Origin of the sequence: Serratia plymuthica, from assembly GCF_018336935.1 — a bacterium.
Classification (GTDB): domain Bacteria; phylum Pseudomonadota; class Gammaproteobacteria; order Enterobacterales; family Enterobacteriaceae; genus Serratia; species Serratia plymuthica_B.
Genome location: NZ_CP068771.1, coordinates 855176 through 871161, shown reverse-complemented (window position 1 = coordinate 871161; position 15986 = coordinate 855176). Strand labels below are relative to the sequence as shown.

Here is a 15986-nt window from a genome sequence, read left to right as displayed (position 1 = left end):
GGATTTCTATCATGCGCCTGACCCACCGCCTCAGCCAATATCAACGTCTGTACCAGCAACTCGGCGGCGCGCCGGTGGCGATTACCATCGGCGAGCTGGCGGCGCTGTTCTATTGCAGCGAACGCCATGCCCGCACGCTGGTGCAGCAGTTGCAGGATCAGGGCTGGTTGAGCTGGCATTCACAGGCCGGACGCGGCAAGCGCGCACGCCTTCACTGCCTGAAAACCCCGGATGAACTGCGCGCCGCTCATCTGCAACGGCTGTTGCATAATGGCGATCATCGGGGCGCGCTGGAAATGGCGCAACTGGACCCGCAGCATCTGCAAGAATTGCTCAGCCCGCACCTCGGCGGCCAATGGCAGGCGGGCAGCCCGACGCTGCGTATCCCCTACTACCGCACGCTGGAACCCCTGGATCCGCTGACCCTCACCGGGCGTGCAGAGCAACATCTGGTCGCCACGCTGCACGCCGGATTGACGCGCTTTATGACCGGCAACCCTGAGCCTCAGCCGGATCTGGCCCATCACTGGCAAATCAGCGAGGATGGCCTGCGCTGGCAGTTTTTCCTGCGCAGCCAGTTGCGTTGGCATAACGGCGAGCCTCTGACCGGGCAGCAACTGCTGCAAACGCTGGGAAAATTGCTCCAGCACCCACGCAGCCAGCCAAGCCTGTCCAGCGTTGCCGCCATCAGCCTGCCGCATGCGCTGTGCATTCAGTTTGATCTGCAGCGCCCGGACTACTGGCTGGCACACCGGCTGGCAGAGTTGCCTTGTCTTTTGACGCACCCGGATTCACCGGGCATTGGCGCCGGCCCCTTTAAGCTGACGTTAAATGCCCCTCATCTGGTGCGCCTGGAACAGCATCCATTTTACCATTTGCAGCATCCTTATCTGGAAAGTATTGAGTATTGGATCGCCCCGGAACTGCATGCCGACAGGGCTTACACCAGTTGCCAACACCCGGTGCGTATTACCCTCGGCCCACAGGAAGAGCTGGCCCGGCCGGTACAACGCAGCATGAGCCTGGGTTGGTGCTATCTGGCGGTGAATCTGAAGCATGGCGTGCTCAGCGAAGCGCAGGGGCAAAAGCTGCTGATGCTAATCCAGCAATCCGGCCTGCTGGCCAACCTGCCGGTACCCAACAGCGTCATCACCCCCAGCCACGAGATGCTGCCCGGCTGGGCAATCCCGCAGCATCAGGCCAACCAGGATATTGCCCTGCCCGCCAGGCTGACGCTGCTGTACCGGCCGCCGGTTGAGCTGGAGACGGTCACGGTGGCGCTGCAGCAGTTATTGGCGCGCCATGGCTGTGAGTTGGAGGTGCGTTACTACGCGGGCAAACGCTGGCAAAGCGCGGAGCAAATCGAGCAGGCCGATCTCCTGCTGGCGGATAACCTGATTGGCGAATCGCCAGAGGCCACGCTGGAAAGCTGGTTGCGGCAAGATACGCTGTGGCGTGGCATTTTACCTGCCTCACGCTGGCAAGATCAGCAACAAAGGTTACAACGGATCCAGCAACTTCCCGCGCAGCAACCGCGTTTTGAGCAATTGAAAACCTACTATCAGCAGTTGATGGCCGCGGCAATCATCACCCCTTTGTTTCACTATCAGTATCAAATCAGCGCGCCGCCGCGCATTCATGGCGTCACCCTGACCGCCTACGGCTGGTTTGATTTCTGCCAGGCCTGGCTACCGCCGCCGGTGGAGGATCAGCAGCCACCTTCTTAACGATGAGCATGTACAACCGCTACGGCAGCGGCTATTTCTGCTACCCTAGTTGCCGCACGCATTTTTTATTCGGCCGCCCGGGCATGTATCGGGTCTGGCTTCAGCCATAAAATAAGGTGATTTTATGAAACGCGCGGTTGTCGTTTTCAGCGGTGGACAAGACTCCACGACCTGCTTGATTCAGGCATTGCAGCAGTACGATGAAGTGCATTGCATCACGTTCGATTACGGCCAGCGTCACCGCGCCGAAATCGAAGTCGCTCAGGCGCTGTCGGTGGCGCTTGGCGCCAAAGCGCATAAGGTACTGGACGTGGGCCTGCTCAACGAGCTGGCTATCAGCAGCCTGACGCGTGACAACATTCCGGTGCCTGTTTATGACAGCGAGCAAAAAGGCGGGCTGCCAAGCACTTTCGTACCGGGCCGTAATATCCTGTTCCTGACGCTGGCCGCTATCTATGCCTACCAGGTGGAAGCCGAAGCCGTGATCACCGGCGTTTGTGAAACCGACTTTTCCGGTTACCCGGATTGCCGCGACGAATTTGTCAAAGCGCTGAATCATGCCGTGGTACTCGGCATCGCCCGCGATATTCGCTTCGAAACGCCGCTGATGTGGCTGAACAAGGCAGAAACCTGGGCGCTGGCGGATTACTACCAACAGTTGGAACGGGTGCGCCAGGATACCCTGACCTGCTACAACGGCATCCAGGGCGATGGCTGCGGTGAATGCGCGGCCTGCCATCTGCGCGCCAACGGCCTGAAGCAATATCAAATCAACAAAGCCGAAGTAATGGCGAGCCTGAAACAGAAAACCGGCCTGGCCTGAGTGTACATACCTTAAATAATTCGAGTGGCATCGAAGCGGTAAGCAAACGCATCCCGATGGGCTTACTCAAGTAAGTGATTCGGGTAAGCGCGCAACCAACAAGGATGCCGCTTGAAGTATGGCGGAGATAACGGCGGCAAAGAAAAGATTGCCGCTCATTGCTTTACTGATTCTCCGGCTGTGTGAGCACCTGCAGGTGTTCGCGCAGTTGCCCCTCAATCGGCAACGCCCGTTGGGTTTTCAGATCGACACAGACGAAGGTCAGTAGCGCATCCGCAACCAGCGTGCCCGTTGCATCCTGCGTCACCTTCTGGCTCAGCACACCGCTTTTGCCGTTAAGCTGCACCATCTGGCTGTCGATACGCAGCTTGTCCCCCAGCACCGCCGGAGTGCGGTAATTGATATTGATATTCACCACGATAAAGGCGATGTTGTTTTCCGTCATCCAACGGAAGCCTTCATGATTCTCCAGCCAATCCCAGCGCGCCTCCTCCAGAAACTCCAGATAGCGGGCATTATTCACATGTTGATAAACATCAAGATGATAACCACGGACTTTGATAAAGGTATGATGCATAGGGAAACGCAGCTCCAGCCTGGTGATTACAGAATAAAGCGGGGGCGGCATACTGCCCCCGCACCCGTTTGGTCAATATGCCAAACTGGTAAGACCTGTAAAATGTAGCAGAGGAAAAAGGCTGCAATGGCACTTTGCCACGCAGCCGTGAACAACATCACATTTTGAGCCGTGCGCGATTCCTTTCAAACAATGCAGGCCCGATGCCCGGCACTTCCTGAAGTTGTTCTATCTGCGTAAACGGACCATTCTGCTCGCGGTAGCGCACAATGCTCTCCGCTTTCTTAAGCCCTACGCCCTTCAACACGCTGGCCAGTTGCTCGGCATCGGCCTGATTGATACTGACTGAGGCTTCGTCATCGGCGGTGAGCACCACCTCACTTCCCTGCCCCGCCTTAACCGCCGGCGCAGATAATACCGGCGGAGCAACCCCCGCTTTTTCCACCGCGGCCATCGACGGCCCCGTCAGGCAAATCAGGGCCGCCACCAACAGCGCTTTGACGCTGAAACCATAACCATTAACCGCTTTTATTTCTGTAAGTTGCATGCTGTATCCTCCTTGTGTTTAACAGCATGGCTACCTTGCCGCAGCGGGTGACGATCGGCAATTGGCGGATTTCAGATATGGAAAAGGCCGCGAAAGCGGCCTTTGGTTATTGCATAGCGTTGCACAAAAATGCGGTGCTTACTGAGGCTGCTGCTGCTCAGCGGCTCCCATCTTGATCTTGGCTTCTTTACGCAGGCTGGCCAGCAGAGAGTCGAAGGACACGCCGGTCGCCCCTTCTTCCATCTTGCCGACAAAGGTTTTCATTTCTTCGGCCGGCAAGGTGCCTGGGTTAACGGCATCAAGCGCAATCAGCACCACGTTGTCCTGGCGATCTTGCGACATGCCGTAAACCGGTTTGCCTTCCTGCGGATGCGGCAGCGCAAACACGCTCTGCACCAGTTGGCTGTCTTCCGGCGCACGCGCCATCTTCTGCACGCTGCCAAAGCTCAGGCCAGCCGCTTTCATCGCGTCGTCACCCTTGCCTTGTTTCAGCTCAACCAGCAGCTTCTCGCCCTGCAGTTTCGCTTCCTGTTCAGCCTTGTTGCGCTTAACCAGCTCGGCGACGCGGTCTTTGACCTGGTCGAACGGCTCAATGCCTTCCGGTTTGTGGCCAGAGACGCGGATCACGAAGGCGCGGTCGCCATCAACGGTGATCACGTCGGAGTTGCTGCCCGGTGAGCCACCCTCGCCAATCAGTGAACCGTCGAAAATCGACTGGATGACAGGTTTAAAGTTCAGCGCCGCCGGAACGTTGTCGCGGGTGAACCATTCGGTTTGTGCCGCTTTCACGCCGGCGGCCACTTCGGCTGACGCCAGAGATTCGTTATCGCTGGTAGCGGCTTCGCTCACCTTCTGCTGCAGCGCGTAATAAGCGTCTACCGCTTTCTCCTGCTTGACCTGCTTGGCGATGTCGTCGCGCACTTCGCTCAACGGCTTCACTTTCTCAGGTTCGATATCGTTCAGACGCACCACCAGATAACCGACGGAGGATTTCACTACGCCGGAAAGCTGGCCTTTTTCGGTCAGGTTAGCCTGCTTTAGCTCATCCGCGGTCGTTTCCGGCTCCAGCCAACCCAGCTCACCGCCGGTGCGGCGTGAGATGATGTCAGTGGATTTTTCTTTCGCCAGCGTGGCGAAATCGCCGCCTTTTTTCAGCGCATCCAACACCGCATTGGCTTCAGCCTCGGTTTTCAACTGGATCACGCTGTAATTTTTGCGCTCAGGCTGGCCATAGCTGCTTTTGTGCTGATCGTAGTAAGCGCTGATATCCGCATCTGCCACCGTCACCTTGTCTTGCATCGAGGCGGCGTCCATCGGGATGTAGCTCACTTTGACCTGTTCCGGCGCAATGAAGCTGTTCTTGTTTTGGCTGTAATAGTCTTTCAGTTCGTCGTCGGTTACGGTCTGTTTAGCCTGCAACGCTTTCAGATCCAGAGTCGCCAGGCGCACGTTGCGCTCCTGCAGCACCAGAGCAGCCATGCTCTGAGATTCGGATGGCAACACGAAGCCTGATTGGCCGAAGGCCTGGATCACCTGCTGATTAACCAGCTGTTGGCGCATTGACTGTGCGAAGTTGTCGGCGGTGTATCCCATGCGGCTGATCAAATCGAGATATTTGGCGTTATCGAACTGGCCGTTAGTCTGGAAATAAGGCGCCTTGCGGATGGCGTCTTTTACCTGCTCGTCGCTGACGCTCAGGCCTAATTTTTTGGCGTATTGGTCCAGCAGCATGTTGTCGATCAACTGTGACAGTGCCTGATGGCGCATCTGCTGCATATAGCCTTCGTTGCCCGCCAGTGCCGAGAACTGGTCACCCAACTGTTGCTGCATGCGGCTGCGTTCGCTTTGGAAAGCCTGTTCCAGCTGAGCACGCTCGATCACCTGGCCATTGACCTTAGCTGCATAATCACCGGCACTCCCCTGATAGCTGACTACCCCTGTCAAAAGAAATGACAAAATGATCAGGCCCAGGATGATTTTGAGCACGACGTGATTAGCTGCCGCGCGTAAATTGTCCATCATAGTGTGACAACACTCCGCTGTGATGTGGATTAAAAACACCCTTGCGCAGGCGCGTTCCCTGCGACAAAAATAAAAAAAGCGCATCAATCTGATGCGCCTTATATCTTACCTTACCAGCACCGTTGCGTCAGGTGATTGTTTATTACAAAACCCTGTAACGCTAACCGGTTAGACGCAAACGATCAGTTTACTGCGTCTTTCAGCGCTTTCCCTGCACGGAAGGCCGGAACTTTGGCTGCCGCGATTTTGATCTCTTTACCTGTTTGCGGGTTACGGCCAGTACGGGCCGAACGCTCACGCACTGTAAAAGAACCGAAACCAACCAGGGCCACGTCATCCCCTTCCTTCAAGGATTCGGTAACAGACGCAATTACTGCATCTAAAGCACGTCCAGCTGCCGCTTTGGAAATATCAGCACCTGCGGCAATTTTGTCGATCAGTTGTGACTTATTCACTCTATCATCCCCTCTAGAATTCAATCGTCGCACCGAAAAATCCCTACGGTGGCGACAGCGCAGCTGTTATATCAATCCCATCGAGCCTTGGCAAGCCACCGAAAGCGTGGCAAAACGCGGGCCGACAGCTTTCTAACTTAGCGGTACAAAAAAAGACTGGCAAGTCCGAAATGACTTGCCAGCATAAGTTTTATCAATGGTTTTTGCTATTCGTCACTATTTTGCCGCTACCGGCAGTGCGCCGAAGGCCGGGTTTTGCAACGCAAGGTTCAAAACTTCATCAATTCGCTGCACCGGGTGAATATCCAGATCGGCGATGACATTATCTGGGATCTCTTCCAGATCGCGCTTGTTCTCATACGGGATCAGCACGGTTTTGATACCGCCGCGATGCGCCGCCAGCAGTTTTTCTTTCAAACCGCCAATAGGCAACACCTGGCCGCGCAGCGTGATCTCACCGGTCATCGCCACGTCGGCGCGAACCGGGTTACCCGTCAGGCAGGAAACCAACGCGGTGCACATTGCGATACCGGCGCTTGGGCCATCTTTCGGCGTCGCGCCTTCCGGCACGTGCACGTGGATGTCACGCTTCTCGTAAAAATCAGCGTTGATGCCCAGTTTGTCCGCGCGCGCGCGCACCACAGTCAGCGCCGCCTGAATCGATTCCTGCATCACTTCGCCCAGAGAACCGGTGTAGGTCAGCTTGCCTTTGCCCGGCACGCAGGCGGTTTCTATGGTCAGCAGGTCACCGCCCACTTCCGTCCACGCCAGACCGGTAACCTGGCCTACGCGGTTTTCGGTGTCCGCACGACCATAGTCAACGCGCTGCACGCCCAAATAGTCTTTCAGGTTGTCGCCGTTGATCTCGATATGTTTGATCTTCTTGTCCATCAGCAGCGCTTTCACCGCTTTACGGCACAGCTTGGAGATTTCACGCTCCAGGCTACGCACCCCGGCTTCGCGGGTGTAGTAGCGGATAATGCCGATGATGGCGCTATCGTCTACCGTCAGCTCACCTTTCTTCAGGGCGTTACGCTCAAGTTGCTTCGGCAACAAATGCTGCTTGGCGATGTTGAGTTTCTCGTCCTCGGTATAACCGGACAAACGAATCACTTCCATACGGTCCAGCAACGGCGCAGGAATGTTCATCGAGTTGGAGGTGGCGACGAACATCACGTCGGACAGATCGTAATCCACTTCCAGGTAGTGATCGTTAAACGCCACGTTCTGTTCCGGATCCAGCACTTCAAGCAGTGCAGAGGCCGGATCGCCGCGCATGTCGGAAGACATCTTGTCGATCTCGTCCAGCAGGAACAGCGGGTTTTTCACCCCGACCTTGGCCATTTTCTGGATCAGCTTGCCCGGCATAGAACCGATATAGGTACGGCGGTGACCGCGGATTTCCGCTTCATCGCGCACGCCGCCCAACGCCATACGCACATACTGGCGACCGGTCGCTTTGGCGATCGACTGCCCAAGCGAGGTTTTACCCACGCCAGGAGGCCCTACCAGACACAGGATAGGCCCTTTGATTTTGCTTACGCGGCTCTGTACTGCGAGATACTCAAGGATGCGATCTTTGACGCGCTCCAAGCCGTAGTGATCGATATCGAGCACTTCCTGCGCTTTGTTCAGATCTTTTTTCACCTTGCTGCGCGCATTCCAGGGCACCTGCAGCATCCAATCGATGTAACCGCGCACCACCGTCGCTTCCGCAGACATCGGTGACATCATTTTCAGCTTTTGCAGTTCCGCTTCGGTTTTTTCACGCGCGTCTTTCGGCATTTTCGCCGCTTCGATCTTGCGCTTCAGCGCTTCATGCTCGTCCGGCGCGTCGTCCATTTCGCCCAGTTCTTTCTGAATCGCTTTCATTTGCTCATTCAGATAGTACTCGCGCTGGCTTTTTTCCATCTGTTTCTTGACGCGGTTACGGATACGCTTCTCGACCTGCAGCAGGTCGATTTCCGATTCCATCATCGCCATCAGGTATTCCAGACGCTCGGTGATGTCGAACATCTCGAGTACCGACTGCTTGTCGCTGAGTTTCAGAGGCATGTGCGCAGCGATGGTATCCGCCAGGCGTGCAGCATCGTCGATGCTGTTCAATGACGTCAGCACCTCCGGTGGAATTTTCTTGTTCAGTTTGATGTAGCCTTCAAACTGATTGATTGCCGTGCGCACCAGGACTTCTTGTTCGCGCTCGTCGATCGCCGGCGATTCAAGGTATTCTGCCTGGGCGGCAAAATGCTCTCCGCTATCGGAAAGCGTAGTAATACGTGCCCGCTGCAGGCCTTCCACCAGCACTTTTACCGTGCCGTCTGGCAGTTTCAACATCTGCAAGATAGACGCGACTGTGCCGACAGAGAACAAGTCGTTAATGCCAGGTTCATCCGTTGAGGCCTCTTTCTGTGCCACCAGCATGATCTTTTTATCATGATCCATTGCTGCTTCGAGGCACCGAATTGATTTTTCCCGGCCAACAAATAACGGGATCACCATGTGCGGATAAACCACCACGTCGCGCAAAGGCAAGACGGGGATTTCAATGCGTTCGGAACGCTCAGGGTTCATAGAGCTCTCTCTTAGTTTAGTTTCCGCCAGGTTGAGGGGAATCTCATGAGACGCAAGCATCAAACGTTTCATAAAATCTGGTTAATGAGTATATGGGGATGAATCTCTGACATTCAACGGCCAGAACGCAGGAAAAAGAAATGGGGGATAAAATCCCCCATTTTGATATTAACTTTCTGGTTTGATTGGCTAATTATTCGCCTGAAGCCTGCGCTTCGGGTTTGCCGTAAATCAACAGAGGTTTGGACTGGCCGGCGATGACCGATTCGTCGATCACCACTTTGTCGACGCTGTCCATTGACGGCAGATCGTACATGGTGTCCAGCAACGCGCCTTCGACGATAGAACGCAGGCCGCGCGCGCCTGTTTTGCGCGCCATGGCCTTCTTGGCGATAGCGTTCAGCGCTTCATCGCGGAACTCCAGCTCCACGCCTTCCAGATTGAACAATGCCTGATACTGTTTGGTCAGAGCATTTTTCGGCTCTTTCAGGATCTGAATCAATGCATCTTCGCTCAGTTCGCTCAGCGTCGCGACCACTGGCAGACGACCGATGAACTCAGGGATTAGACCAAACTTGATCAGATCTTCCGGCTCGGCCTGCAGCAGCAGCTCACCTTCGGTCGCTTTCTCGGACTCGCCCTTCACGGTCGCACCGAAGCCGATACCGGAACCGGTATTGACGCGCTGACCGATCACTTTATCCAGACCGGCAAAGGCGCCGCCACAGATAAACAGGATTTTCGAGGTATCGACCTGCAAGAATTCCTGCTGCGGATGCTTGCGGCCCCCTTGCGGCGGAACGGCGGCAATGGTGCCTTCGATCAGTTTCAACAGCGCCTGCTGCACGCCCTCGCCCGACACGTCACGGGTAATCGACGGGTTGTCTGACTTACGGGAAATCTTATCGATTTCATCGATGTAGACGATGCCGCGCTGCGCTTTTTGCACGTCGTAGTCACACTTCTGCAACAGTTTCTGGATAATATTCTCCACGTCCTCGCCCACATAACCGGCTTCGGTCAGCGTGGTGGCATCGGCCATGGTGAAAGGCACATCCAGGAAACGCGCCAGCGTTTCCGCCAACAAGGTTTTACCGCTACCGGTCGGGCCAATCAGCAGAATGTTGCTTTTCCCCAACTCGATGCCGTTGCTGCTGTCGCCATTGCGCAGGCGTTTGTAGTGGTTGTACACCGCTACCGCCAGCACTTTCTTCGCCTGCTCCTGACCGATGACATAGTCATCCAGGTGGTGACGGATTTCATGCGGCGTCGGCAGCGCGCTACGCTCACGATGCGGGGAAACTTCTTTAATCTCTTCGCGAATAATGTCGTTACACAGGTCAACACATTCATCGCAGATATACACTGACGGGCCGGCAATCAGCTTACGCACTTCATGCTGGCTTTTGCCGCAGAAAGAGCAATACAGCAGCTTTCCTGAACCGTCTTTGCGCTTATCTGTCATCAGTAAACCTCTTCTTTAGTCTTTGTCCCGCAGGAAAATCACGGCGGCAGTGCGCCCAAAACTCATACCGGGAACGCCGATAATGCTCACCAGAGCGAGCCGCGCCCACTCTGATTACTATAGTCTATCGGCTCGCACATATACCTCGCCAGCCGCGTAGTTCTAGCTGCGGTGCGTCAGAATACCGTCAACAAGACCGTATTCTACTGCTTCTTCCGCGGTCATAAAGCGATCGCGCTCGGTATCGCGTTCGATCTGCTCCAGCGTCTGGCCGGTATGTTCCGCCATCAACTCGTTCATGCGCGCCTTCACCTTCAGGATTTCACGCGCATGGATTTCGATGTCCGTCGCCTGGCCCTGATAACCGCCCAGCGGTTGGTGAATCATCACGCGCGAGTTTGGCAGGCAGAAACGTTTGCCCTTGGCACCGGCAGTCAGCAGGAAAGAGCCCATCGAGCACGCCTGGCCCATACAAATGGTGCTGACGTCCGGCTTGATGAACTTCATGGTGTCATAGATTGACATGCCTGCGGTGATCACGCCACCCGGAGAGTTGATGTAGAGGAAAATGTCTTTTTCCGGGCTTTCCGCTTCCAGGAACAGCATCTGCGCCACAATCAGGTTGGCCATGTGGTCTTCTACCTGGCCGGTCAGGAAAATAATGCGCTCTTTCAGCAGGCGGGAGTAGATGTCGTAAGAACGCTCCCCGCGTGAAGTCTGCTCTACCACCATCGGCACCAGGGCCATGTTAGGTGCAAATTGATCTCGTTCGCCACTGTATGACATTACCGTCTCCTAATAGAAATTGCCTTGGCGGCCAGGGTTACACCCTATTACACCGATTCTACTTGAGAACGGTCATGATGACTATGCTCAAGCATTCGACCGCGCCACACGTACCCGACGGTTATAATCATCCCGCGCACTCTGGCAAACAGCACATATATATACATTTTACAGATTGGGGCCACTGACGGAATTTCAAGCCCGGCGCAATATTTTTACCGGCCGGCCTGTGCGCCAAAACGACAGTGATGGCCATCATGCCAGACTGCCCCACGCGCAACAGGGTAAATATAGTGCATATTGGCGCGCTTAACCTGAGATTAATCAGCAACGTGGCAAAAAGAAAAGCCCGCAACCGAAGGTTACGGGCTTTTTATTACGCAAGGGCCGGCATGCCGACCCTGACGGCGCAACGGGTTGCGCCTCTGCGTCCAGACATTACGCCTGTTGAGTCTGGTTCATCAGCTCGCTGAAGGTAGTGGCTTTCTCAGTCACTTTCGCTTTCGCCAGCAGGGCTTCAACCGCTTGTTCTTCCAGAGCAACGTTGCGCATATTGTTCATCAGCTCTTTGTTTTTGCTGTAGAACTCAACAACTTCACTTGGATCTTCGTAAGCGGAGGCCATTTCTTCGATCAGGGTCTTGACGCGATCTTCATCAGCTTTCAGATCGTGAGTGCTGATCACTTCGCCCAGCAGCAGGCCAACAACAACGCGACGTTTTGCCTGCTCTTCGAACAGTTCACGTGGCAGTTCCAGCGCTTGCTTCTCGTTGCCGCCGAAACGTTGTGCAGCCTGGCGGCGCAGAACGTCAACTTCGCCGTCGATCAGTGCAGCAGGCACGTCGATGTCGTTAGCGCTGACCAGACCGTCGATTGCCTGAGTCTTGATACGGTTACGCACTGCGCCTTTCAGCTCGCGCTCCATGTTTTTACGCACTTCGGCACGCAGGCCTTCGATAGAACCATCAGCCACGCCGAAACGCTTGATGAATTCTTCGGTCAGCTCTGGCAGCTCACGCTCTTCCACTTTCTTCAGAACGATAGCGAATTTAGCCGCTTTGCCCTTCAGGTTTTCAGCGTGGTAATCGTCCGGGAAGTTAACGTCGATGACGAATTCTTCACCGGCTTTATGACCAACCAGACCTTCTTCGAAGCCTGGGATCATGCGGCCCTGGCCCATGGCCAGTACGAAGTCAGAGGCTTTGCCGCCTTCGAACACTTCGCCGTCGATAGAACCGGTAAAGTCCAGAGTCACACGGTCTTCAGCCTGCGCTGCGCGATCGCTGTCTTTCCAGGTCGCCTGCTGCTTACGCAGGGTGTCCAGCATGGTATCAACGTCAGCGTCGTTAACTTCAACCACTGGCTTCTCGACTTCGATGGCATCCAGGCCTTTCAGCTCAACTTCCGGATACACTTCGAATTCAACCGCGAAAGTGAAGTCTTCACCTTCTTTATACTCGCCCGGCACGTAGTTTGGTGCGCCGGCCGGGTTGATCTTTTCTTTGATGATCGCGTCAACAAAGCTGCGCTGCATCGCGTCGCCCAGCACGTCCTGACGAACGGAGGCGCCGTAACGCTGCTCAACGATGTTCATCGGCACTTTGCCTTTACGGAAGCCATCGATACGAACGCTTTTCGCTGCGTTGATCAGCTCTTTTTTAACAGCCTGATTAATAGTATCAGCGGGTACAGTAATAGAGAGACGGCGCCCAAGGCCTTGAGTGGTTTCTACAGAAACTTGCATCTTGTTACCTCAAAAAAATCACAGTGCTCGGTCAACTCCGTTCCAAGAACCAGGACGGCTACATTACAGAACCGAATTCCCTGATGACTGAAGCGTCCCGAAACCATTCCGGAAAAATAAGACGCGACATTATAGCGGCGCAAGCGGAGCGAGTCGAGGAAAGCAAGGCGGCAGCGGCGCGCTAAAACTCACACTTTTGCCGATTTGATCGCCAAAAGACCGCCGAAGCCGACCTGGCCTTAGCTGCATTGCGCATCGGCTATGTCGTCGTCAAAAACAGAAACGGCCCGCAGGCCGTTCCAAAATTCGTCAGTAGTAATACCCTAAATCGTGGTCAAAGTTCCACTGATACCGCAAATTTAGCCGTCAGGCCAAGGTACCGGCCCCGCGACAGGGTGGGGAAGCAGGCACGGTATCCTGCAGCCCTTCCCACTCTTTCAGGGTATAAGTATGCAACGCCAGGGCGTGTACGCCATCGGCCAACTCATCCGACAACACGCCGTAAATCGAGCGGTGACGCGTCAGGAAACGTTCTCCGACAAAGCGATCGCTGACCAACACCACCTTGAAATGGCTTTCTGAACCCGCCGGAACGTTATGACGATAGCTTTCATCAACGACTTCCAGATACGCGGGCTCAAATGCCGCCCTTAACTTTGCTTCTATTTGCTCGCGAATCATAGGATCTCCTTACTACGCCGGCAGAGGGCCGTACACATCTATTTCAATATTAGCCGGTTTCGCCCCTTTTAGACTATCCATCACGTAAATTTCTCTTCCCCACGCGCAAAAAATGGCCAACATCCGCTATCGCTTGAGCTTTATCTGATTGAGACGGTCAAAAAAGCATGTTTTTATCAACGGCAGGTAAAAATTTGTCACTCCGGTGCGTTCTGCGCTTCCCCCGGCCGGCGGCGATGCTATGATGTCGACAATTCGTTGTTGGCTATCCCGCTCTGATTATTACAGAAAGTTTACTCAAACTGGCCTCTCTATCATCAGCAGTTTGAGTCGGCTTAAAATCCATCGAGAATGAGACAGTAACTATGTTAAAAAAACTTTGCCTTCCACTGTTGGCCGCTCTGATGCTGGCCGGCTGTGCTACCAGCAGCAACACCCTGAACGTAACGCCAAAGATCGTACTGCCGCAGCAGGATCCGACCCTGCAGGGCGTAACTATCAGCATTAACGGCGCAGATCAGCGCCAGGATCAGGCGTTGGCGAAAGTGAATCGCGACGGCCAGCTGGTTACGCTTACCCCATCACGCGACCTTCGCTTCCTGCTGCAAGAAGTGCTGGAGAAACAAATGGGCGCGCGCGGTTACATGATCGGCGCCGATGGCGCGGTTGATCTGCAAATCGTGGTGAACAACCTGTATGCGGACGTCTCCGAAGGCAACCTGCGTTATAACATCACCACCAAGGCCGATATTTCGATCACCGCTCAGGCGAAGAACGGTAACAAGCAGGTGAAAAACTACCGCTCCACCTATAACGTGCAAGGCGCATTCACTGCGACCAACGAGAAAATCACCAACGCGGTTAACACCGTATTGGGCGACGTTATTGCCGATATGGCGCAAGACACCAGCGTCAACGACTTTATCAAGCAGAACGCGCGTTAATCCGCGAATACTTTGTGCCGCCTGAGCAATCGGGCGGCACAGACAGGGAACTCATGTCGAAACAGTATCTGAATATTTTCACCCAGCGTAACTCCGCCATTCTCCTGCTGCTGGGCTTTGCCTCAGGTTTGCCGCTGGCACTGACCTCCGGCACGCTGCAAGCCTGGATGACCGTCGAAAACATCGATCTGAAAACCATCGGTATTTTTTCACTGGTCGGTCAAGCCTATGTATTCAAATTTCTGTGGTCTCCGTTTATGGACCGCTACACCCCGCCATTCCTGGGGCGGCGTCGTGGCTGGCTATTGATCAGTCAGTTGCTGCTGGTCGTGTCGATTGTGGCCATGGGCTTTATGCAGCCGGCGGAGCATCTGTGGTGGCTGGCGGCATTGGCGGTACTGGTCGCCTTCTGTTCTGCCTCGCAGGATATTGTTTTTGATGCGTATAAAACCGACCTGCTGAGCGCCGAAGATCGCGGTACAGGGGCGGCAATTTCCGTTCTCGGCTACCGACTGGCGATGCTGGTTTCCGGCGGATTGGCGCTGTGGCTGGCGGATCGTTACTTCGGTTGGCAATCAACCTACTGGCTGATGGCAGGGCTGATGCTGATTGGCGTCGTCGCTACCCTGCTGGCGCCAGAGCCGGACGATGGCATTCCGGCGCCGCGCTCCATGGAGCAGGCGGTCGTCGCCCCGCTGCGCGATTTCTTTGCGCGTAACAATGCCTGGCTGATTTTATTGCTGATCGTCATGTACAAGATGGGCGACGCCTTTGCCGGCAGCCTGAGCACCACGTTCCTGATCCGCGGCGTGGGCTTCGACGCCGGAGAAGTCGGGTTGGTAAACAAGACTCTCGGCCTGTTCGCCACCATTGTCGGTGCGCTGTTTGGCGGCGTGCTGATGCAGCGCCTTAGCCTGTTCCGCGCCCTGATGCTGTTCGGCATCCTCCAGGCGGTTTCCAATCTCGGTTACTGGATCCTGGCGGTCACCGACAAGAATATCATGACCATGGGCAGCGCCATTTTTCTGGAAAATCTGTGCGGCGGTATGGGCACTGCGGCTTTCGTCGCGTTGCTGATGACGTTGTGCAACAAGTCGTTTTCCGCCACCCAGTTCGCCCTGCTGTCGGCGCTGTCCGCCGTTGGCCGCGTCTACGTTGGCCCGATCGCCGGTTGGTTCGTTGAAGCCCACGGCTGGCCGCTGTTCTATTTATTCTCGATAGCCGCCGCTCTGCCAGGCCTGCTGCTGTTGCGTGTGTGCCGTCAAACGCTGGAATATACTCAGCGCACAGACAATTTCATGCCGCGCACCGAGTTCAGCCAAGCTTACCGCTGGGCGCTGCGTCTGCTGACCCTCGGCTGCTCATTGTTGGCGGCCTGGCTGATTGTGCTGATTACCAACGCGCTCGGCTGGAGTGCCTTGCCGAACCTGGCCGTTCTCATGCTGCAGGCAGGCGCCGCACTGAGCCTGGTGGGTATCGCGATGGGCAGCCTGCTTGACTACCTTGCGCTGCGTCGCACCCGACTGGCCTGATATCGCCGGCCGGTCATAGCACCGGTCGGCAAAAAAGCATCAATGCGACGAGTTTATTTTTCTAAAAAAAACATAATTGCCGTTAAAATTATTTTTTTATCCGAGCAAGACAC

13 protein-coding genes are annotated in these 15986 nt (G+C 55.3%); 4 read left to right on the top strand and 9 right to left on the bottom strand.

Annotation, left to right across the window (positions count from 1 at the left end):
* The first annotated feature begins 11 nt into the window (after window positions 1-11).
* A complete protein-coding gene (locus tag JK621_RS04100; RefSeq protein ID WP_212560118.1) occupies window positions 12-1727 on the top strand; it encodes an SgrR family transcriptional regulator in 1716 nt (571 codons plus the stop codon).
* Window positions 1728-1851: 124 nt separating this feature from the next.
* Window positions 1852-2550 carry a 7-cyano-7-deazaguanine synthase QueC gene (queC, locus tag JK621_RS04095; RefSeq protein WP_126480697.1) on the top strand — a complete coding sequence of 233 codons (699 nt, stop codon included), beginning with the start codon at window positions 1852-1854 and terminating at the stop codon, window positions 2548-2550.
* A 163-nt stretch (window positions 2551-2713) separates the two neighbouring features.
* Here the strand turns inward: queC and JK621_RS04090 are convergent, their stop codons facing one another.
* From JK621_RS04090 to bolA, 9 genes are all read right to left on the bottom strand, one after another.
* Window positions 2714-3127, bottom strand: a complete 414-nt coding sequence (locus JK621_RS04090) for an acyl-CoA thioesterase (protein ID WP_212558743.1) — start codon at window positions 3125-3127, stop codon at window positions 2714-2716.
* Between the two features lie 157 nt (window positions 3128-3284).
* Entirely contained in the window at window positions 3285-3674 is a 390-nt protein-coding gene (locus tag JK621_RS04085; RefSeq protein ID WP_212558742.1) for a ComEA family DNA-binding protein, read from the bottom strand.
* A 138-nt stretch (window positions 3675-3812) separates the two neighbouring features.
* A complete protein-coding gene (ppiD, locus tag JK621_RS04080) occupies window positions 3813-5696 on the bottom strand; it encodes a peptidylprolyl isomerase (RefSeq protein ID WP_212558741.1) in 1884 nt (627 codons plus the stop codon).
* A 182-nt stretch (window positions 5697-5878) separates the two neighbouring features.
* Window positions 5879-6151, bottom strand: coding sequence for a nucleoid-associated protein HU-beta (gene hupB, locus JK621_RS04075; RefSeq protein ID WP_006319790.1), 273 nt, complete (start codon window positions 6149-6151; stop codon window positions 5879-5881).
* A 216-nt stretch (window positions 6152-6367) separates the two neighbouring features.
* Entirely contained in the window at window positions 6368-8722 is a 2355-nt protein-coding gene (gene lon, locus JK621_RS04070; RefSeq protein WP_212558740.1) for an endopeptidase La, read from the bottom strand.
* Window positions 8723-8915: 193 nt separating this feature from the next.
* Window positions 8916-10187, bottom strand: coding sequence for an ATP-dependent protease ATP-binding subunit ClpX (clpX, locus tag JK621_RS04065; protein ID WP_006319788.1), 1272 nt, complete (start codon window positions 10185-10187; stop codon window positions 8916-8918).
* 162 nt (window positions 10188-10349) lie between these two features.
* Window positions 10350-10973, bottom strand: coding sequence for an ATP-dependent Clp endopeptidase proteolytic subunit ClpP (clpP, locus tag JK621_RS04060; protein ID WP_006319787.1), 624 nt, complete (start codon window positions 10971-10973; stop codon window positions 10350-10352).
* A gap of 438 nt (window positions 10974-11411) precedes the next feature.
* On the bottom strand, window positions 11412-12716 hold the full coding sequence (gene tig / locus JK621_RS04055) for a trigger factor (protein ID WP_006319786.1): 1305 nt from the start codon (window positions 12714-12716) through the stop codon (window positions 11412-11414).
* A 366-nt stretch (window positions 12717-13082) separates the two neighbouring features.
* Window positions 13083-13397, bottom strand: a complete 315-nt coding sequence (gene bolA, locus JK621_RS04050) for a transcriptional regulator BolA (RefSeq protein ID WP_004949296.1) — start codon at window positions 13395-13397, stop codon at window positions 13083-13085.
* A 365-nt stretch (window positions 13398-13762) separates the two neighbouring features.
* On the opposite strand from bolA, the gene JK621_RS04045 reads away from it, so the two are divergent.
* Together JK621_RS04045 and ampG are read left to right on the top strand one after the other, a co-directional pair.
* Complete coding sequence (locus JK621_RS04045; protein WP_006319785.1) at window positions 13763-14341, top strand: lipoprotein; 579 nt, start codon at window positions 13763-13765, stop codon at window positions 14339-14341.
* A 53-nt stretch (window positions 14342-14394) separates the two neighbouring features.
* On the top strand, window positions 14395-15873 hold the full coding sequence (gene ampG, locus JK621_RS04040; RefSeq protein ID WP_212558739.1) for a muropeptide MFS transporter AmpG: 1479 nt from the start codon (window positions 14395-14397) through the stop codon (window positions 15871-15873).
* The last annotated feature ends 113 nt before the right edge of the window (window positions 15874-15986 follow it).